1 protein-coding gene is annotated in these 941 nt (G+C 50.9%); it reads left to right on the top strand.

Annotated elements, in window-relative coordinates; all coding sequences use genetic code 11:
• Nucleotides 1-941: hypothetical protein (locus IP485_RS13685; RefSeq protein ID WP_198327769.1), on the top strand; the 941-nt coding region annotated here is incomplete at both ends.

The following is a 941-nucleotide window of genomic DNA, read 5'->3' as shown; positions in this document are numbered from 1 at the left end:
GTCATTGATGCTACCAAAGACAGTGTGATCACTGGCATTACTGATGGTATGCCTACTGCTGAAGACACCGTTTATGCTCGTATTGTTGAAGACGACAGCACGGCTGAAGGCGGTACGCTGACGCACCGAGTGGAACTGGTCGACGTTGACGGTAACCTGATTGAAGTCGTAGCAGGTGAAGCCATTACCATCACCTTAGCCTACAATAATGAAGGTATCACTACCAATCCCGATGGCAGTGCCGACTACACTCCAACCACCAGTGTCACCATACCCGCGGGACAATCAAGCGTTCTTATCAACAACCCAACGCTTGATGACCGCTTTAGTGAAGTGCCTGAGTCTTACACCCTTAGCATTACCGACGTCAGCCAAAGCAATGGCAGCTATGAAGCTGTTGCTATTACCAGTGACGTTGAAGATCAAAGTGTCACTGGCACCATCACCAGTAACACCGATACCAATAACGAGACTGAGGGTGGTTACAATAGCAACGACACCGTCTTCGTCCAGATCACAGGCAACGACAGTTCGGTTGAAGGCGATGACGGCAGTCTTACCCACACCATCACACTCGTTGACAATGCTGGCAACCCCGTTGCGCTCTATGAAGGTCAATCTATTGAGGTCACGTTGCGCTATACCAACGATGACACGGTGAATGCTGACTATGAAGGCGAGCGCATTGCTGAGACTATTACCATCACCGGCACATCAGCAGGCGTCAGCACAATTGACATCAGCCAAGCAGTGGCAGACGACATCCTAGGCGAAGGTCAAGAGACTTACACCCTAAGCATTGCTAGCGTGAGTGACACAGGGTTAGTGCGCCTTGAGAATCTAGAGATTGATAGCGACAACCAAAGCGTCACCGGCGAGATCACAGACGAAGCAGCGGGTAACGAAGACGTTACCACCATCAGCCTCACGGGTGATGAGAG

It is taken from the genome of Psychrobacter sp. NG27 (genome assembly GCF_016106655.1).
Lineage (GTDB): Bacteria > Pseudomonadota > Gammaproteobacteria > Pseudomonadales > Moraxellaceae > Psychrobacter.
This window is presented reverse-complemented; position numbering and strand designations above follow the sequence as displayed.